At 64.0% G+C, this 18,570-nt stretch carries 14 protein-coding genes; 7 read left to right on the top strand and 7 right to left on the bottom strand.

Features of this window, described 5'->3' with window-relative positions; all coding sequences use genetic code 11:
* Positions 1–32: 32 nt before the first annotated feature.
* Both purU and AWB79_RS17615 read right to left on the bottom strand, forming a co-directional pair.
* Positions 33–908 carry a formyltetrahydrofolate deformylase gene (gene purU, locus AWB79_RS17620; RefSeq protein ID WP_061168720.1) on the bottom strand — a complete coding sequence of 292 codons (876 nt, stop codon included), beginning with the start codon at positions 906–908 and terminating at the stop codon, positions 33–35.
* A gap of 119 nt (positions 909–1,027) precedes the next feature.
* Positions 1,028–1,939, bottom strand: coding sequence for a choline sulfate utilization transcriptional regulator (locus tag AWB79_RS17615; RefSeq protein ID WP_061168719.1), 912 nt, complete (start codon positions 1,937–1,939; stop codon positions 1,028–1,030).
* A gap of 107 nt (positions 1,940–2,046) precedes the next feature.
* Here AWB79_RS17615 and betC point away from each other — a divergent pair, with 107 nt between their 5' ends.
* The gene (betC, locus tag AWB79_RS17610) at positions 2,047–3,582 is read left to right on the top strand and encodes a choline-sulfatase (protein ID WP_061168718.1); all 1,536 of its coding nucleotides are present in this window, start codon (positions 2,047–2,049) and stop codon (positions 3,580–3,582) included.
* A gap of 42 nt (positions 3,583–3,624) precedes the next feature.
* Positions 3,625–4,572, top strand: coding sequence for a choline ABC transporter substrate-binding protein (locus tag AWB79_RS17605; protein ID WP_061168717.1), 948 nt, complete (start codon positions 3,625–3,627; stop codon positions 4,570–4,572).
* A gap of 27 nt (positions 4,573–4,599) precedes the next feature.
* Here the strand turns inward: AWB79_RS17605 and AWB79_RS17600 are convergent, their stop codons facing one another.
* On the bottom strand, positions 4,600–5,916 hold the full coding sequence (locus AWB79_RS17600) for a glycosyltransferase family protein (RefSeq protein WP_061168716.1): 1,317 nt from the start codon (positions 5,914–5,916) through the stop codon (positions 4,600–4,602).
* Between the two features lie 382 nt (positions 5,917–6,298).
* Between AWB79_RS17600 and AWB79_RS17595 the strand changes: the two genes are divergently transcribed.
* Positions 6,299–7,459 (top strand): porin, encoded by a 1,161-nt coding sequence (locus AWB79_RS17595; RefSeq protein WP_061168715.1) that lies wholly within the window; start codon positions 6,299–6,301, stop codon positions 7,457–7,459.
* An 11-nt stretch (positions 7,460–7,470) separates the two neighbouring features.
* Here AWB79_RS17595 and AWB79_RS17590 read toward each other — a convergent pair whose 3' ends face one another.
* The 3 genes from AWB79_RS17590 to AWB79_RS17580 all read right to left on the bottom strand — a co-directional run bounded on the left by AWB79_RS17590 (position 7,471) and on the right by AWB79_RS17580 (position 13,205).
* Positions 7,471–8,448, bottom strand: a complete 978-nt coding sequence (locus AWB79_RS17590; RefSeq protein ID WP_061168714.1) for a GlxA family transcriptional regulator — start codon at positions 8,446–8,448, stop codon at positions 7,471–7,473.
* Between the two features lie 118 nt (positions 8,449–8,566).
* Positions 8,567–11,635 carry an acetoacetate--CoA ligase gene (locus AWB79_RS17585; protein WP_061168713.1) on the bottom strand — a complete coding sequence of 1,023 codons (3,069 nt, stop codon included), beginning with the start codon at positions 11,633–11,635 and terminating at the stop codon, positions 8,567–8,569.
* 316 nt (positions 11,636–11,951) lie between these two features.
* On the bottom strand, positions 11,952–13,205 hold the full coding sequence (locus AWB79_RS17580; protein ID WP_061168712.1) for a flippase: 1,254 nt from the start codon (positions 13,203–13,205) through the stop codon (positions 11,952–11,954).
* Between the two features lie 295 nt (positions 13,206–13,500).
* Between AWB79_RS17580 and AWB79_RS17575 the strand changes: the two genes are divergently transcribed.
* The 4 genes from AWB79_RS17575 (at position 13,501) to AWB79_RS17560 (ending at position 16,968) form a co-directional block, all read left to right on the top strand.
* Positions 13,501–14,454, top strand: a complete 954-nt coding sequence (locus AWB79_RS17575; protein WP_061168711.1) for a choline ABC transporter substrate-binding protein — start codon at positions 13,501–13,503, stop codon at positions 14,452–14,454.
* A gap of 84 nt (positions 14,455–14,538) precedes the next feature.
* Positions 14,539–15,468, top strand: coding sequence for a 3-dehydrocarnitine:acetyl-CoA trimethylamine transferase CdhC (cdhC, locus tag AWB79_RS17570; protein WP_061168710.1), 930 nt, complete (start codon positions 14,539–14,541; stop codon positions 15,466–15,468).
* A 46-nt stretch (positions 15,469–15,514) separates the two neighbouring features.
* Positions 15,515–16,462 carry an L-carnitine dehydrogenase gene (locus tag AWB79_RS17565; protein ID WP_061168709.1) on the top strand — a complete coding sequence of 316 codons (948 nt, stop codon included), beginning with the start codon at positions 15,515–15,517 and terminating at the stop codon, positions 16,460–16,462.
* Between the two features lie 20 nt (positions 16,463–16,482).
* The gene (locus AWB79_RS17560) at positions 16,483–16,968 is read left to right on the top strand and encodes a thioesterase family protein (RefSeq protein WP_061168708.1); all 486 of its coding nucleotides are present in this window, start codon (positions 16,483–16,485) and stop codon (positions 16,966–16,968) included.
* Here AWB79_RS17560 and AWB79_RS17555 read toward each other — a convergent pair.
* On the bottom strand, positions 16,911–18,570 hold a 1,660-nt coding region (locus AWB79_RS17555), incomplete at its 5' end, for a copper-translocating P-type ATPase (RefSeq protein ID WP_061168707.1). The two genes, AWB79_RS17560 and AWB79_RS17555, sit on opposite strands and share 58 nt — an antisense overlap.

The raw sequence follows: 18,570 nt of genomic DNA, 5'->3' as shown, positions 1-18,570 counted from the left end.
TCTCGATCTCTCGTGATCCAGTGACAAACCGCTTAGCGCAGGACCACGGTTCGTTCTCCGTTGATAAACACCCGCCGCTCGATAAACGCCTTGACCGCCCGCGCGAGCGTAATACATTCGACATCCCGCCCGGTCGTAAGCAACCGCTCCGGACTATAGGAATGGTCGACCCGCTCGACCTCCTGCTCGATGATCGGGCCTTCATCGAGATCGTCGGTGACAAAATGCGCGGTGGCGCCAATCAGCTTCACCCCACGCGTGTGCGCCTGATGATAAGGCTTCGCGCCTTTGAATCCCGGCAGGAACGAATGATGAATGTTGATCGCGCGCCCTGCGAGCTTGCGGCTCGTTTCGCCCGAAAGGATCTGCATATACCGCGCGAGCACCATCAATTCGGCGCCGGAACTGTCGAACAGATCGAGCAGACGCGCCTCCTGTTGAGCCTTCGTGTCGGCGGTAATCGGCAGATGATGGAACGGCAATTTATGCTGCTCCGCCAGATGCGCGAGATCCGTATGGTTGGACCCGATTCCCACGATGTCCATCTTGAGTTCGCCCATGCGCCAGCGGAACAGCAGGTCCGCCAGGCAATGCTCCAGCTTCGACACCATGAGCAACACCTTGGGCCGCACCGCGAGATCGTGCATCGCCCAGGTCATCGAGAAGCTTTCCGCGATCGGCCCGAACTCGCGCTTGAGCATCTCCAGGTCGAGCGGATCATCGGCACGCGCGCCGTGAAAGACGCAGCGCACGAAAAAGCGCCCGGAGAGATCGTCGTCGAAGACGGTGAGTTCGTCGATATAACCGTGATGCCGTTCCAGAAAGCCGACGATGGCGGCGACCTGCCCCGCCGCGCTCGGGCACGAAACGGTAAGCACCAGTTGATCAAAGCGGGAATCGGCTGCCATGCGTGCTCCACATTCGGATGGTTGCAGCGCCGCGAAATGCAGCGAGCGTATCCGGTAGTAGAGCGTACGCATGCGATTCCAAGATAGAAGCGAACCGCCGCAGATGTAGTACGAAAGCGTCAGCCGGCCACGTCGCATTCGTCCAGCAGCCACGCGCTGAACGCGCGTACCGCGGCCACCGGCTCGCGCGGCGTCACCAGCACGTAGCCGCGATCGGTCACGAGCGGTGCATCGCACAATGCGATCAACTGCCCCGTCGCGATCAGCTCGTCGATGAGTGGCGTCCAGCCCAGCGCGACACCCTGGCCCATCACCGCCGCATGCGTGACGAGCGCGTAGCTGTTGAACGTGAAGCCGCCCTGTGTCGGCGGCGCGGCGAGCCCGTGCGCCTCGAACCACGCGCTCCACGAAAGCCAGCGCTCCGGATGCGTCGGCTCCAGATGCAGCAGCGGCAGCGTGAGCAGACCGTCCGGCGCGAGCGGGACATTCCGGTTCGCGATCAGCGCCGGACTGCACACCGGAATCACGCGCTCGGGAAAGAGTTTTACCGCGCTCTTTGCGCCCCAGTCGGCGTGTGTGTCGCCAAACACGATGACCACATCCGCATGATCGCCCGATGCGCTCGGCAAGCTCTGCGACGTGATGATCTTCACATCGACATCGGGCATCAGGGCCTTGAATTGCGGCAGGCGCGGCATCAGCCAGTAAGTGGCGAAGCCGAAGTCCGTCGAAATCGTAAGCGTGCGCAGCGCATGGCGCGAGCGGATATCGGCGGTGGCCGCGCGAATCACGTCGAGTCCGCAACGCACGGCTTCGAAAAGGCGCGCGCCGTCCTCGGTGAGCGTGACGCCGCGATGCCCGCGCTCGAACAGCGCCGCGCCGAGCGATTCTTCCAGCTGCACCACGCGCTGGCTCACGGCCGGCTGCGTCGAGCCGAGCTCGCGCGCCGCGGCCGTGAAGCTGGCGAGTCGCGCAGCGGATTCGAACATCAACAGCGCCTGCATGGGTGGCAGGCGTTCTTGCCGCGACATAAGTGCCCCTTATATGCGCATAACGAAATGCCGTCTTCACAGCCGCCATTTGAACGGCAATAGTGACGTGAACGCTCAACCAACGATTCTATGCGAGGCCCGTGTTCATGCTGGAGACGAAACAAAATATCCTGGTGCTGATGGCCGATCAGCTCACACCCTTCGCGCTGTCCGCCTACGGAAACCGCGTGACGAAGACGCCGTGTATCGATGCGCTCGCACGCGAAGGCGTGGTCTTCGAGTCTGCATACTGCGCAAGCCCGTTGTGCGCGCCGTCGCGCTTCTCGCTGCTCGCGGGCAAGCTGCCTTCGAATATTGGCGCTTACGATAACGCCGCCGAATTTCCGTCCGAAACGCTCACCTTTGCGCACTATCTGCGCGCCGAAGGCTATCGCACGATTCTCTCGGGCAAGATGCATTTCTGCGGCGCGGATCAGCTGCACGGCTTCGAGGAACGCCTCACGACCGATATCTATCCGGCGGACTTCGGCTGGACGCCCGACTGGCAAAACCCCGAAGCACGCCCCACGTGGTATCACAACATGAGTTCCGTGATCGACGCGGGCCCGTGCGTGCGCACCAATCAGCTCGACTTCGACGACGAAGTGACCTTCACGACGCGTCAGAAGCTCTTCGATATCGCCCGCGAGCGCAACGCGGGCCGCGACGCGCGTCCGTTCATGATGGTCGCATCGCTGACGCATCCGCACGACCCGTATGCGATTCCGCGCAAGTACTGGGACCTGTATCGCGATGAAGACGTCGACATGCCTTCGTATCGCGATGCGCTCGACGCCTGCGATCCGCATTCGAAGCGCCTGCGTCACGTCTATGAAGCGGATCGCACGCCGCCCACCGAGCGCCAGATTCGCAACGCGCGGCGCGCATACTACGGCGCGGTGTCGTATGTGGATGACCAGTTCGCATCGATTCTCGAAGCGCTCGAACAGGCCGGTCTCGCGGACGATACGATCATCGTCGTCACGTCGGACCATGGCGAGATGCTGGGCGAGCGCGGCCTCTGGTACAAGATGACGTTCTTCGAAGGCGGCTGCCGCGTGCCGCTGATCGTGCATGCGCCGAAGCAATTTCGCGCGCGACGCGTGGCGGATTCGGTCTCGCATCTCGATGTGCTGCCGACGCTCGTCGAACTCGCGCGCGGCGAGTCCGCGCAATCGTGGCCCGACAGCGTCGATGGCCGGAGTCTCGTGCCGCATCTGCGCGAGAGCGGCGGCCATGACGAGGCGATCGGCGAATATCTCGCGGAAGGCGCGATCGCGCCCATCGTGATGATCCGGCGCGGACGCTTCAAGTTCATTCACACGAGCGTCGACCCCGATCAGCTCTATGACGTGCAGGCCGATTCGTTCGAACGCGAGAACCTCGCAGGCGATGAACGCCACGCCGGACTCGTCGCCGAATTCCGCGCGGAAGTCGCCAGGCGCTGGAACCTCGATGCAGTGCACGAAGACGTGCTGAAGAGCCAGCGCCGCCGCCATTTCCACTTCGCGGCCACGACGCAGGGCACGATCCAGTCATGGGACTGGCAGCCGCACGTCGATGCGAGTCAGCGCTACATGCGCAATCACATCGACCTCGACGATCTCGAAGCGATGGCGCGCTTTCCCGCTGTCGAGCACTGAGCACGTTATCCCCACCATTACCCCACACGACAGGAACGCACCATGAAAAAGGGCTTCATCCATGCGCTCTTCGCCGCCGCGCTCGCGTGCGTGGCGTCTCACGCGTTTGCCGCCGAGCCGCAGTCGTGCACGCAAGTGCGCATGGCCGGACCCGGCTGGACCGACATCGACGCCACCAACGCGATGAGCGGCATCGTGCTCAAGGCGCTCGGCTACAAGCAGAATGTGGCCAACCTGTCGGTGCCGATTACATATCAGGGCTTGAAGAAAGGCCAGATCGACGTCTTCCTCGGCAACTGGATGCCCGCGCAGGCGCCGCTCGTGAAGCCGTTCTTCGAGGAGAAGTCGATCGACGTGGTGCGCCCGAATCTGTCAAATGCGAAGTTCACGCTGGCCGTGCCGGACTATGTCGCGGCGGCGGGTGTGCATTCGTTCGCCGACCTCGCGAAGAACGCCGACAAGTTCGACAACCGCATCTACGGCATCGAGCCGGGCGCGCCCGCGAATCAGAACATCAAGAAGATGGTCGACGACAAGGCCTTCGGTCTGGGCGACTGGAAGATCGTCGAATCGAGCGAGACCGCGATGCTCACGCAAGTGGAGCGTGCGGTGCGCGACAAGAAGTGGATCGTGTTCCTCGCGTGGGAGCCGCATCTGATGAACACGAAGTTCAAGCTGACCTATCTCGACGGAGGCGACAAGTACTTCGGTCCGAACTACGGCGGCGCGACGGTGAACACGGTGTCGCGCAGCGGCTATGAACAGCAGTGTCCGAACGTAGGCCGGCTGTTCAAGCAGATGGCGTTCAACGTCGATCTGGAAAACGGCGTGATCACCGACGTGCTGGAGAAGAAGACCAATGTCGACGCCGCCGCGACGGATGCGCTCAAGCATCATCCGGAACTGCTGAAATCGTGGCTTGACGGCGTGACCACGGCGAGCGGCGGCAACGGCCTGGAAGCCGTTCAGACCGCGCTCGGCGTGAAGTGACGGAAGGAGGAAGGAAAGGAAACGCGTTCAGCCGAGTTGCAGGCTGGCGCGTTCCTGCGCGGCCATGACCACGGCGCGCAACGGCGACTGGATGGCGACGAAGTGCACCATCAGGCTATCCGCCTGCTGGAAGTACCACGGCGTGTTGATGCTCATGCAGTCGACGCCGTGCTCCACTTTCCAGCCGAGACGTTCCGACAGCAGATTCGCGATGATCGTCTGGTCGCCGCCGTTCGCGTAGGTGCTCGACTTGTCCGGTGCGGCGCTCACGTTTTCGTAAATCTCCTCGACGAAGGCGCTCACTGCGGGCTTGCGGCGGAAGCCGAGCACGCCGGCATTGATGACCCACGGACCGATGTCGTGAGCCGCAAAAATGTCGCGACCCGTGAGCAAAGGCTCGAGCGGCTTGCGCTGATCGTGGAAGAGGATGTCCGCATCGACCCAGATCACCCAGGTGTGATCGGGCAGATGCTTGCGCAGGAACCACGGCTTGAGCCACGTGCCCGATGTGCCCGGTCCCACTTCCGCCGGGGTCTGACGATAGACGTACAGCGTATAGCCGTGGCGCTCGCAGTAGCGGCGCATGTTCAGTTCGGCGATCGCGCCGTACGCGCGCACGTTGGGCGTGTAATACGTGACGAGCGCGATCGGCTGGCCGGGGTTGTAGACGCTGTGCTCCTCGTTCGGAGCCTGGGACTCGGCGGGGAAGTGAAAGAGCAGTGAACCCTTTTGCTGGAAGTCGTTGATGTGCTCGGCGAGCGCTTCGCGGAAGTTCGCGTGGATGCCGCCATACGTGTCCACCTCACCGAGTGCGATGGTCCAGAGGTTGGTTTGCCGCGACCAGGTCGGATCGAAGCGCGGACCGCAATGCATCGTGCACATGACGCCGCCGCGTTCGCCGAACGGTTCGATGTAGTCCAGCGAGGAGAGCATTTCCGTTTCGTTTCGTGGCGTGCCGCCGAGCTTGCATTGCTCGACACACGAGACGATGAAGCTGCGGATCTCCGGCGTATTGCGCCATATCTGCACGTCGGTCTGGTGTCCTTCGTCGCGTCCGGACACGGACATCAGCGCATGCTGCCGACCATCGGCGATGGGCTCGACCGGGTGCATGTTCAGCACGATGCAGTCTTGCGTCATGCAAACGAGCAAGGCCATGTCGGGCATGTTGCGCAGGTGATGCAGGATCACTTCGTATTTGAGCAGCAGGCGCTGGGCGCTGCCCGGCATGGCTGTCGTCGAGACGGACGCGTGCTGGTAGCCCATCTGGGACGCGTAGTGCTTGTGATTGGTGAGAACGTGAGGTGCATCGGTGCTGAAGATGCTCAGGCAGCGGGTGGTCATGTCTAACTCGAATTGCTGAAGCGGAACTAACGGGATTCGGGGATGCGGCTTTTTTACAGATTCCGAAGTATGCGCAGCGAGTCCCGGTCCGAGAATCGGGCATGTCTGAATTCGGATTAGTTCGAGCGAAGGGAAATACGCTGTTGCAGTGGTCGCAACTGGACAGATTTGCGTCGCAATGGGTCGAGCCGCGACATATATGGAGCCTTATTTTTCAAGACACCGGCAGGCATGATGCGTCACCGCGCCGCATCGCAGGCAGAACACAGTCTTCAGCAGTTCCCCGCAGGTCAGCATGCGACATGCCCTCGCGCCGTGGGCGCGGGGCAGGGCATCGCTTTTTCCAACCACGTACCGATCCGCACGAGCAGAGGACCAGCAAATGAGAAAAGGACATGCCGCACACGTTGCATCGAAGTTCGCAGGCCTCGCCATCGCCGCCGGCGCGGCGAGCGCGCCCATGCATGCGCACGCGCAAAGCAGCGTGACGCTCTACGGCATTCTCGATGCGGGCATCACGTGGGTGAGCAACACCGGCGGCTCGCACGTCGTTAAGTTCGATGACGGCATTTCCTACGGCAACCGCATCGGCTTTCGCGGCGTCGAAGATCTGGGCGGCGGGCTGCAGGCCGTGTTCGTGCTGGAGTCGGGCTTCCATCTCGGCAACGGCCAATTGGGATTCGGCGGCGCGGAATTCGGCCGCCAGGCGTATGTGGGCCTGAAGAACCAGTGGGGCACGGTGTCGCTCGGCAATCAGCTCGACATGACCGAGGAGTTCGTCTATCTCTACAACATCTCGGCGTGGGCCAGCGGCTATGCGATCCACCAGGGCGACTTCGACCGCATGAACGGCGACCGCCTGCCGAATTCGATCAAGTTCCTGTCGAACGACTTCGGCGGCTTCACGTTTGGCGGCATGTATTCGTTCGGCAATCAGGCCGGCGACTTCCATCGCAACAGCGCGTGGAGCGTCGGCGGGCACTATGCGGCGGGCTCGTTCAACATGGGCGCGGCGTACACGCAGTTGAACAATCCCAACGGCATCTACGCATTCGATCCCTACGCGATGATCGGCGCGCGCACGTTCCTCGGCCAGCCGACCGTCTCCGTCGATCCGGCCACGGGCGCCGTCACCGACCTTTACAGCTCGACCGCGTTTCCGGTGGACAAGCAGGGCGCGTTCGCGGTGGGCGCCGCGTGGACCATCGGCAAGCTGATGTTGTCGGGCAACTTCACCTACACGACGATCAAGGGCCTCGGCCAGACTTCGCACATGCAGGTGTACGAAGGCGGCGCGTCATACAGCTTCATGCCCGACCTGAACCTCTACGGCGGTTATCAGCACACGCGCTTCGAAGGCAATCACTGGAATCAGGGCTCGCTCGGCCTGCACTATCTGCTCTCGAAGCGCACGGACGTCTATGTTTCCGGCGACTATCTGCGCGCGTCCGGTCCGATCGATGCCGTGATCGGCTACAGCTTCACGCCGTCGTCGTCGAATACGCAGGCCGACGTGCGTGTCGGCATGCGCCATTCGTTCTGAGCGCGGCCCGCTCAGGCCGCGGCGCGTCGCGCGGGGCCGGTGGCGCGCAAGGCGCTGCGGTCCTGTCGCGGGCTGGTATCGAAACGTGCGCGATACGTGCGCGAAAAATGCGAAGGCGATTCGAAGCCGCACGCCACGCATACCGCGAGTATCGACATCTCGGTCTGCTGCAGCAGCTCGCGCGCCCGCGTGAGACGCAGGCCGAGATAGAAGTGCGTGGGCGTGTCGTTGAGCGCCGCGCAGAAGAGCCGTTCGAGCTGCCTGCGCGTGACGCCGATGGATTGCGCGAGCTCATCGGGCGACAGCGGCTCTTCCATGTGCTCCTGCATCAGTTCGATCACCTGGATCAGCTTGCGGTTGTGCAGGCCGTAGCGCGCCGCGATCTGCAGCCGCTGATGATCGGATGGCTGGCGGATGCGTCCCAGCACGAACTGCTCGGAAACCTGCGCGGCGAGGTTCGCGCCGTGCTCGCGCGCGATCAGGTCGAGCATCATGTCGATCGATGCCGTGCCGCCCGCGCAGGTGATGCGCCGCGCATCGATCTCGAAGAGCTCCTGGCTCGTTTCGATGTCGGGATATCGCTCCGCGAACGCGGCGGCCGCTTCCCAGTGCAGCGTCGCGCGCTTGCCGGCGAGCAGGCCGCTTTCCGCGAGAATGATGCTGCCCGTGTCGATGCCGCCGAGCGTCGCGCCCGCGCGATCGAGGCGCCTGAGCCAGTCGGCGATCGCGCGTGAGTAGCGCGACAGCGGCTCGAAGCCCGACACGACGAACACGGTGTGGGCGTCGGTCACGCTGTCGAACGCGCCTTCCGCGTTGAGCGAGATGCCGTTGCTCGCGGCGACCGGGCCGCCATCGACGGAAAGGATATGCCAGCGGTACAGGTCGCCGGCGAAGCGGTTCGCGACTCTCAGCGGTTCGATCGCGGACATGAAGCCGATCGACGAGAATTCGGGCAGCAGCAGGAAATGGAAATCGTGTGGTTCGGGCATCGGATCGATCGATTGAGTCAGGTCGATGAGCGAGCCGGATACCCTAGCAATTGCAAAAAGCATGCGCAATCCGGCGCGCCCCGTAGGGCGCGCCGGAGCCAGCGATGCGCATGCGGTTTCAGGCGGTCCCGAGGGCGCTCGTGAGCGTCTGCGCGACGCGCGCGAGATGCGGCTCCACGACCAGGTCGGTGTGCTTGCCATCGACCTTCATGATGCGCAGGCCATGTGCCGCGACGCGCTGCCAGACCGGCAGCGGATCGGGGCGATGCGGGTCGAGCACCGTCGCGCGCACGTAGACGATCGGCCCGCCGTCGTATCGACGCGGATTGTAGGTCGTCATCGCGACGCGCATCGACTCGCGCACGCGCAGGAGCACGGGCGGCAGGCCCTGGGCGTCGGGCGCGGGCTGGTGCGCCTGTTTGCCCATTCGCATGCGCAAGCGATCGTTGAGCGCCTGTGCCTTGCCGCGCAGATAGTCCACGCGTTCGCCCGCATCGAGCGCACGGAACTCGCGCACGCGTTGCGCGAGTACGCCGGCCGCATAGCGCGACCAGTGCGCGAACGGCAGGCAGTGCTCGTGCACGTAGGTGTCGAGCAGGCAGAGCATCTCGATCTTCTCGCCCGCCGCGACCAGTTGCTGCGCGATCTCGAACGCGATCAGCCCGCCGAACGAATAGCCGACCAGCGCGTACGGGCCCTTGGGCTGCGCCTCGCGCATGCGCAGCACGTAGCCGCGCGCCATCTCTTCGACGCTGTGCTGGGGCGCTTCGTCGCCGTCGAGGCCGAGCGCCTGCAGGCCGTACACGGGACGCTCGTTCTGCAGCATGCCGGCGAGCGTGAGGCACTCCATCACCGAGCCGGTGATGCTGTGGATCATGAAGAGCGGCCGGCCGCTGCCCGCGCGCATCTGCACGAGCGTCGAGTTGCCGGCGCGCGTCTGCGGATCGGCGGCGAGAACGGCGGCGAGACGCGCGATGGTCGGCGCGACGATCATCGTGGAAAGCGGCAGCGTGCGGCCGGTGGTGCGCTGCACCTCGGTGAGCATGCGCGCGGCAAGCAGCGAATGGCCGCCCAGCTCGAAGAAGTTGTCATCGCGGCCGATCGGCGAGAAGCTGAAATGCTGCTCCCAGAGCGCGCACAGCCACGCTTCGAGCGATTCGATCGCCTCGCCGGGCGCGGGCAGTTCGCGTTTGGCGCGCGTCAGCGACGGATGCTCGCGGATCTGATCGAGACATTCCGGATTCGCGAGGGACGACACGTTGCGCGCGGGCAGGCCGTTGACCGCGTCGCGCGCGGCGGCTTCCGACGGCTTGCCGTTGTGCGTGGCGGGCAGGCCATCCACCTGCACGATGACATCCGGCACGAGCGCGGCCGAACCCTGGCGCGTGAGCTCGCGGCGCACGCGCGCGGCGAGCGCCGCATTCAGTTGCGCTTCCGGACGCAGCACCAGCAAGAGCACGATGCGCTGGCCGTCGTCGCCCGCGTTCGCGCCGGTTTGCGGCACGACCATCGCGTTACGGATCTCGCCGATCTCGCTCAGGATGCGGTAGATCTCGCCCGGACTCACGTTGATGCCGCGCACGTTGAGCACGCCGTCGCTGCGGCCGTGCAGGCGCGCGGAGCCTTCCGGCGAGAACTCGATGATGTCGCCGTGCGTCCACACGCCTTCGTTCGCCGCGAAGTACGCCTTGTGGAAGCGCGAACCGTCGTCGTCGCCGAAGAAGCCGAGCGGGCGCGACGGGAACGGATTCGTGCAGACCAGTTCGCCCGGCATGATCGTGCTTGCGCCCTGATCGAACGCCTGCACGTCGAGGCCGAGCGTCTTGCACTGGGCTTCGCCCGCGTACACGGGCAGGTTCGGATTGCCGAGCACGAAGCAGCCGATGATGTCCGTGCCGCCCGAGATCGATTGCAATTGCAACTGCTTCACGTGTTCGCTGACCCACTGGAACTGCGAGTCGAAGAGCACGGCGCCGGTGGACATCATCGCGCGCAGGGCGGAGAGGTCGAACTGCTCGGCGGGCTCCAGACCCGCGTCCTCGTTCATCTTCAGATAGGCCGGGCTCGTGCCGAAAACGGTCGCCCGTTCGTTCGCGACGATGCGCCAGAGCGTGTCGACGGCCGCCACCGGCCCGTCATACGTGACGATCTCCACACCCGAGGCGAGCACGGACAACTGCCAGTTCCACATCATCCACGAGCAGCTCGTGTGGAAAAAGAGCTTGTCGCCGGGACCGAAATCGCTATGCAGGCGATGCTCCTTCACGTGCTCGAGCAACGTGCCGCCCGCGCCGTGCACGATGCACTTCGGCTTGCCGGTCGTGCCCGACGAAAACATGATGAAGAGCGGATGGTTGAACGGGAAGCGCTTCCACGTGAAGCGCGTCGCGTCGCCGCGCACGATCAGCGAGCGCAGTTCGTGCTGACGCTGCGTCACCGTGCTCGGCAGATCGGTTTCGTCCAGACAAACGATGTCCGTCAGCGACGGCAGTTGCGCGGCCACCGCGGCGACGTGACCCGAGATGGAGCCGCCGGTGTCGAAGGGGCGCTGCATCGTGTGCGCGAACAGCATCTTCGGAGCGAGTGGCGCGAAGCGGTCGAGGATCGCCTGCACGCCGTTCTCCGGTGCCGCCGTCGAAAGCGTCGCGCCGAGCGCGGTCACGGCGAGCGCGGTCGTGATCGCGTCGCCGTCGTTGCGCATGATCGCGACTACGCGGTCGCCTTCTTTCAGCCCCATCTCGGACAGCGACTGCGCGAGCCGCATGACGCGCTCGCGCAATTCGCTGCGCGTATAGGTGATACGCCGGCCATCGGCATAGCGCGAGGTGAGCGCCGGAGCGTCATCGCAGGCAATGCGTTTGCCGAGCAGATTTTCTGCGTAATTCAGTTCGACGCTGGGAAAGAAGCGCGCTGTTTCGCATTGGTTTCCAATACAAACCGGTTCATTCGATCCGGACCATTCCAGCCCATGCGCCGATTCCAAAAAACATTTCCAGAAAAGGCGGTATTCGCGTGCGGTATAGGCGTGAAAATCGGCGTAACTGTCGAAGCGCTCGCCGGTTGCTTTCTCGAAGGCCAAGGTAAAGGCCGTCATCCTCGAGTTGGCAATTCGTTCTGTGGGGGGGTAAAAAAGAGGCTCGCGCGCATACAGGCGCGCACTCTCTCGGATGGCGTCGGGTCGGTCCATTATTGGCACCTGTTAGTCTGGTCTAGATAGTTATGTGCCCGACAACATCGCTGGAAACCTCTCCATTTCCCTTGCGCCGCGGTTGTCGGTGCGGGCATATCCCTCGGAAATCAGATTACCCCGTTCGAAAACCTTGCTATGTGCGACCAACCACAGAGGCTGTGGCGTTTCGGCAAACTTTGCTCTTGCGCAAAAAGCTGGGAATATGCTTTGGATAACGAATGGCGGAAATAGCTACTCGAATGTTCCTACGTATGCATACCAATACGCGTAAACACTATGGTGCGTTAGGCCAGAATGTGACACGACGCGGTCCTTATTGCAGTGCGGTTTTGCGAAGAATCGGCACGCCACGCATATAAAGCGTAATTGCCATGGCAGCGGCAATGGCAGCTTCGACGGCCAGTACGGTTGCCGCGGCGCCCTGTTCCCCGAACAGGTTCGCGAGAATCGCGAGCAGCAGGAAGTTGAGCACAGCCGAGCCGATCAGAATGCGCGTGAACTGCGACTTCATGCCGAGCGGCAGCATGGTCTGTACGCCGAAGAGGTCGGAGAGGCCCGCCATGAAAGGAACGAAGGACATCCAGCGCAGGACGTCGACGGTCGGCAGGAACTCCGGGCCGTACAGAAGGCGAACCGCGAGCGGCGCGCCGAAGAAGATCGTGAGCGAGGTCGCGAGCGTGATGCTGCCTTGCACGGCGAACATCACACGCAGGAAGGCGAAAGCGTCGCCGCGCGAATGGTGCATCAGAAAGCTGATGCGCGGATAAGCCGCGGTCTTGAGCGGGCTGAGTATATTGAGCGCCGCGCGGATCAGCTTGTCCGCCGCCGCGAAATAACCGGCCGCGACATTGCCGGCCATCAGTGCGAGCAGCACGATATTGCTCGACGAATAAATCTCGACAATCGCGGTCGCCATGAAGACCGTCCAGCCGTTTTTCAGCGCATTCACGATCGACCTGAACGGGATCCACACGAAATCAATTTCCTTACGTCGGAAGAGATAAACGAGCACGGCCACGCCGGTCACGACGTTCACCATCGAGTTGATGCCCATGGCCCAGAAAATATCGTTCTGTTCGCGCACGAGCAGAAATATGGCCGGAATGCTGAGCACGCGGCCGATGAAAACCAGCATGCTGATCACGCCCAGATCTTCCATGCCCTGAAAGTACCAGGTGGGAATCATCAGAGTGCCGATCACGAGTCCGAAGCCGAGCAGGAGAAGCGTGCGGTTTTCCGCCAGCGGAGCAAAGATGAAAGTGAGCGCGAGCAAGACCGCAAGCCCGGCCACCGTAATCAATATCTGGGCGGAAAATGTTTCCCAGAAAATACGTGAGCGCGTGGCGCGGTCATGTCTGTTTACCGAAATACGCGGCGTGGCGGTAAGCGAGAAGCTGAAGTTCGTCGATACGACGAAATAGCTGAGAAACGCGAGCCCGAAAGAGAGCTGGCCGTAACCGCTCGGAGACAACACGCGCGCGAGCCATGGCAAGGTCAGCAGCGGCACCAGATAGGTGGAGACCTGCATCGTCATCAAGATCGCGAAGTTTTTCCGGAACGACGCCATTTTTATTTTTCCTGGCTCATGTGACCGTCGCCGGTCCCCGTTGGTCTGTTGCGTCGGCGAAACTCACGGCCGCCCGTGCTGCTCATTAGAGCCAATCGGATAGCCGCATTCCGTCTGATCGGCCACGGAGACAGCGCCTGCGAACGAGCGTGCCTGGATGCCTTGCACCGGCAGGTCGCAAGCAGTCAAGTCGCGGTCGCAAGCGGGCGTTCGGGTACTTTTATGCGGCGTTACTTTGTATGCATGCCGGCGCCACCAACCGGCTCCATCCGCAACTCTCACTGAAAGGCACGACATGAGACATCGCTTCACTTCGAAACTGTTCGTCGCCGGAGCGTGCGCCGTGGGCGTCGCCCTCGCGCATGCCGCGGGCGTCGACGACGCGAGTTGCCGCACGGTGCGCTTCGTCGACATCGGCTGGACCGACATCACTTCGACTACCGCGCTGGCCTCGGTCGTGTTCGAGGGGCTTGGCTACGCGCCGAAGACGACGGTGGCTTCGGTGCCGATTTCGCTGGCGGGCCTGAAAAGCAAGCAGATCGACGTATCCCTGGGCTACTGGTGGCCGGTGCAGCAGAAGGCGGTCGAGCCGTTCCTCGAATCGAAGAGCATTCAGAAGCTCGAACCGCCGAACCTGTCGGGCGCGAAGGCGACGCTGGCGGTGCCGAGCTATGCGTACGACGCGGGCATCAAGACGTTCGCGGATATCGCGAAGCATCGCGACGAACTCGACGGCAAGATCTACGGCATCGAGCCGGGCAGCAGCGCGAACGCGAAGATCCAGAAGATGATCGATTCGAATCAGTTCGGGCTGGGCGGATTCAAGCTGGTCGAATCGAGCGAGGCGGGGATGCTGGTGACGGTCGAGCGCGCCGTTCGCGACAAGAAGCCGGTCGTGTTTCTCGGCTGGGAGCCGCATCCGATGAATATCCAGATGAAGATCAATTATCTGTCGGGCGGGGATGAGGTGTTCGGGCCGAACTACGGCGAAGCGCGGGTGTACACGTTGACCAATCCGGATTTTCTGACGCGGTGTCCGAATGCCGGAAAGCTGGTTTCGAATCTTCGCTTCACCACCGATCTGGAGAATCGGCTGATGCAGCCGGTGATGAACAAGGAGCGGCCTGCCGAGGCGGCGAAGGCTTATCTGAAGAAGAACCCGCAGGTTCTGGATGCATGGTTGGCAGGCGTCAAGACTGTCGACGGGAAAGATGGATTGCCGGCGGTTCGGAGTTATTTGGGGCTTTAAAGGTTTTCTGGTCTGCTTGCGTTTTCATGGAGACGCAAGCCTGAATCAAACATGCAGGAACCCTAACGAAATGGGAAGCAACTCATGAACCACGAAGTGATAGTAACGTGCGCAGTGACCGGCGCAGGCGACACGACCAGCCGTCATCCGGCCATCCCCGTCACGCCGAAACAGATCGCGGAAGCGGCAATCGAAGCGGCCCGCGCGGGCGCAACCGTCGCCCACTGCCACGTGCGCGATCCGCATACCGGACGAGGCAGCCGCGACCCCGCGCTATACCGTGAAGTGGTGGACCGCATCCGCTCATCCGACGTCGACGTCATCATCAACCTCACGGCGGGCATGGGCGGCGACCTGGAAATCGGTCCCGGCGAAGACCCGATGCGGTTCGGCAAGGGCACCGACCTCGTCGGCGGTCTGACGCGACTCGCGCATGTGGAAGAACTCCTGCCCGAAATCTGCACGCTCGACTGCGGCACGCTCAACTTCGGCGACGGCGACTACATCTACGTCTCGACGCCCGCCCAACTGCGCGCCGGCGCCAAACGCATCCAGGAGCTTGGCGTGAAGCCCGAACTGGAAATCTTCGACACCGGCCATCTGTGGTTCGCGAATCAGTTGCTCAAGGAAGGCCTGCTCGACGACCCGCCGCTCTTTCAACTGTGCATGGGCATTCCCTGGGGCGCGCCGCCCGACACCGGCACGATGAAAGCGATGGTCGACAACCTGCCGCCCGGCGCGCACTGGGCCGGCTTCGGCATCGGCCGCATGCAGATGCCGATGGTCGCGCAGGCGATGCTGCTAGGCGGCCACGTGCGCGTCGGGCTGGAAGACAACCTGTGGCTCGATCGCGGCGTCCACGCGACCAATGGGTCGCTCGTGCAGCGCGCGATCGAAATCATCGAACGGCTCGGCGCTCGCGCGCTCACGCCCGCCGAAGGACGCAGAAAGCTCGGCCTGCCGCCGCGCGGTGAACGCCCGCTGGAAAAGCGCGCGCTCGAACAAATCGCCTGAAGCAGAAGCACAAGCAGGCACATCAAGCACAAAGGAAATCGACGACATGCAAGTCAAGCAATTCGCCGCGCTCGGCGCGGGTGTGATCGGCAGCGGCTGGGTGGCGCGCGCGCTCGGAGCAGGACTCGACGTCACCGCGTGGGACCCCGCGCCAGGCGCCGAAGCGCAACTGCGCGCGAACGTCGCGAACGCGTGGCCGGCGCTTACGCGCGTCGGGCTGGCAGAAGGCGCATCGCAGGACAAGTTGCGCGTCGTCGCGACGGTCGAGGAATGCGTCGCCAATGCCGATTTCATCCAGGAAAGCGCGCCCGAGCGCGAGGAACTCAAGCTCGCGCTGCACGAGCGCGTGAGCCGCGCGGCGAAACCCGATGCGATCATCGCGTCGTCGACGTCAGGGCTTTTGCCGAGCGATTTCTACGCGCGCGCCGTCAACCCCGAACGCTGCGTCGTCGGGCATCCGTTCAATCCGGTGTATCTGCTGCCGCTCGTCGAAGTGCTAGGCGGCGAGAAGACCTCAGGCGAAGCGATCGACTCGGCCATGAGTTTCTACGCCTCCATCGGCATGCGGCCCTTGCGCGTGCGAAAAGAAGTGCCGGGCTTCATCGCCGACCGGCTGCTGGAAGCGCTGTGGCGCGAGGCGCTGCATCTGGTGAACGACGGCGTGGCCACTACCGGCGAAATCGATGACGCCATCCGCTACGGCGCGGGCATCCGCTGGTCTTTCATGGGCACGTTCCTCACCTATACGCTGGCGGGCGGCGAGGCGGGCATGCGACACTTCATGCAGCAATTCGGCCCCGCGCTCGAACTGCCGTGGACGAAACTCGTCGCGCCGAAACTGACCGATGAACTCATTGACCGCGTGGTCGACGGCACGTCGCATCAGACGAACGGACGCGGCATCAAGGAACTGGAGCGCTACCGCGACGACTGCATCGCGAGCGTGATCGAGGCGATCGCGCAGGCGAAGGCGCGCCACGGCATCGAAGACTGAAGATCAAAGGAGCAGCGCAGATGAGCACGATCTATCGCGACACCGTGAAGCCCGAATGGGTCGACTACAACGGCCATCTGCGCGATGCCTTCTACATGCTGATCTACAGCCTCGCGACCGATGCGTTCATGGACCGCATCGGCCTCGACGACGCCGGACGGAGCGCGCGCCAACGCACGCTCTACACGATGGAAGCGCACATCAACTATCTGCGCGAGATCAAGGAGGGCGCGGCGGTGCGCGTCGAATCGCGCGTGATCGCGCATGACAGAAAGCGCATCCATCTCTATCTGGAGATGTTCGAAGGCGACGGCGACGAGCCGGTTTCCGCGTGCGAGCAGATGATGATGCACATCGATTCGAGCGGCGCGCCGAAGTCCGCATCATTCGATGAAGACATCGCCGCGCGCATCGCATCCGAGCCGACGATCGCGCTCGAGGACGCGCGTTACGCGGGGCGCGTGATCGGCTTGCCGGTGCGCGCTTCGTCGGCCGCGCCCGCCTGAGCGCGCCACGTCCGCAGCAACAGCGCGTTGGTCACCACGCTCACGCTGGAAAACGCCATCGCCGCGCCCGCGAACATCGGATCGAGCATGCCGAAAGCCGCGAGCGGGATGCCGATCAGGTTGTAGACGAACGCCCAGAACAGGTTCTGCTGGATCTTGCGGTACGTGCGCCGCGAAATGTCGATGGCGTCCGCGACCAGCGCCGGATCGCCGCGCATCAGCGTCAGGCCGGCCGCCTCGATCGCGACATCGGTGCCGCTCGCCATTGCGATGCCGATATCGGCCGCCGCGAGCGCGGGCGCGTCGTTGATGCCGTCGCCGGCCATCGCCACGATCTTGCCCGATGCCTTCAGTTGCGTGACGACACGCGCCTTGTCGTCCGGCAGCGTCTGCGCGAACACAAACTCCGGGGCAATGCCGAGCGCGCGCGCGACGGCCTGCGCGCTTCCCGCGTTGTCCCCGGTGACGAGCGCGCTCTGCACGCCCATTTGCGCGAGCCGGTCGATAGCCGCGCGCGCGGTCGGCTTGACCGTATCGCCGAACGCCAAAAGCGCGAGCACGGCATCGTTCCCTTCGATCAGCCACGACACCGTGTTGCCCTGCGCTTCGAGTTCGCGCGCGCGCACATGGAGCGATGCGGGCGCTTCCGCGCCCCGTTCGGCGAGCAAGCGCCCGCTGCCGATCGCAATGCGCCGTTCTCCGACCTGCGCTTCCACGCCGCGCCCGGCGATCGCGCGCGCGGCGCTCGCGCCCACGCGCGGCGCGTCGTGCGCGGCGGCGATCACCGCCTTCGCCAGCGGATGCTCGCTCATGCGCTGCACGGCGGCGGCGAGGGCGAGCGCATCGGCGCGATCGACGCCCGGCGCGGCTTCGAACGCGACGAGACTGGGTTTGCCGACCGTCAGCGTGCCGGTCTTGTCGAACGCGACGATGCGGATCGCGTGCGCCTGTTCGAGCGCCTGCGCGTCCTTGATGAGAATGCCCTGGCGCGCCGCGACGCCGGTGCCGGCCATGATCGCGGTCGGCGTCGCTAAGCCGAGCGCGCACGGGCACGCGATCACCAGCACCGCGACGGCGTTCAGCAGCGCCGTTTCGCCGCCCGCGCCGTGCAACAGCCAGCCGGCGAGCGTGACGAGCGCGATCGCGAGAATCGCCGGCACGAACACGGCGGACACGCGATCGACCAGACGCTGGATCGGCGCCTTCTCCGCCTGCGCCGATTCCACCAGCCGGATGATGCGCGCGAGCGTCGTTTCCGCGCCGATGGCCGTGGTTTCGATCGCGATCACGCCTTCGCCGTTGATCGAGCCGCCGGTGGCGCGTGCGCCCGGCTCCTTCGCGACCGGCAGACTTTCGCCGGTGATCAGCGATTCGTCGATATGCGTGCGGCCCTCGCGCACGATGCCGTCGACCGGCACCCGCTCGCCCGGCCGCACGATGGCGATATCGCCGATCCGCACATCCGCCAGCGCGACCTCGCGTTCGCGCGACGGATCGTTACGATCGCGCACGCGCGCGCGCTCCGGGCGCAGCGCGTTGAGCGCGCGGATCGCATCGGTGGTCTGACGCTTGGCGCGCGCTTCGAGCCATTTGCCGAAGCGC

The sequence above is a fragment of the Caballeronia hypogeia genome (assembly GCF_001544875.2).
Taxonomy (GTDB): Bacteria; Pseudomonadota; Gammaproteobacteria; order Burkholderiales; family Burkholderiaceae; genus Caballeronia; species Caballeronia hypogeia.
This window is presented reverse-complemented; position numbering and strand designations above follow the sequence as displayed.

Bases quoted from the DNA above. Each gene is read 5' to 3' on its own strand.
- purU (WP_061168720.1), bottom strand. From the start codon at position 908: ATGGCAGCCGATTCCCGCTTTGATCAACTGGTGCTTACCGTTTCGTGC.
- AWB79_RS17615 (WP_061168719.1), bottom strand. From the start codon at position 1,939: ATGTCGCGGCAAGAACGCCTGCCACCCATGCAGGCGCTGTTGATGTTC.
- betC (WP_061168718.1), top strand. From the start codon at position 2,047: ATGCTGGAGACGAAACAAAATATCCTGGTGCTGATGGCCGATCAGCTC.
- AWB79_RS17605 (WP_061168717.1), top strand. From the start codon at position 3,625: ATGAAAAAGGGCTTCATCCATGCGCTCTTCGCCGCCGCGCTCGCGTGC.
- AWB79_RS17600 (WP_061168716.1), bottom strand. From the start codon at position 5,916: ATGACCACCCGCTGCCTGAGCATCTTCAGCACCGATGCACCTCACGTT.
- AWB79_RS17595 (WP_061168715.1), top strand. From the start codon at position 6,299: ATGAGAAAAGGACATGCCGCACACGTTGCATCGAAGTTCGCAGGCCTC.
- AWB79_RS17590 (WP_061168714.1), bottom strand. From the start codon at position 8,448: ATGCCCGAACCACACGATTTCCATTTCCTGCTGCTGCCCGAATTCTCG.
- AWB79_RS17585 (WP_061168713.1), bottom strand. From the start codon at position 11,635: ATGGACCGACCCGACGCCATCCGAGAGAGTGCGCGCCTGTATGCGCGC.
- AWB79_RS17580 (WP_061168712.1), bottom strand. From the start codon at position 13,205: ATGGCGTCGTTCCGGAAAAACTTCGCGATCTTGATGACGATGCAGGTC.
- AWB79_RS17575 (WP_061168711.1), top strand. From the start codon at position 13,501: ATGAGACATCGCTTCACTTCGAAACTGTTCGTCGCCGGAGCGTGCGCC.
- cdhC (WP_061168710.1), top strand. From the start codon at position 14,539: ATGAACCACGAAGTGATAGTAACGTGCGCAGTGACCGGCGCAGGCGAC.
- AWB79_RS17565 (WP_061168709.1), top strand. From the start codon at position 15,515: ATGCAAGTCAAGCAATTCGCCGCGCTCGGCGCGGGTGTGATCGGCAGC.
- AWB79_RS17560 (WP_061168708.1), top strand. From the start codon at position 16,483: ATGAGCACGATCTATCGCGACACCGTGAAGCCCGAATGGGTCGACTAC.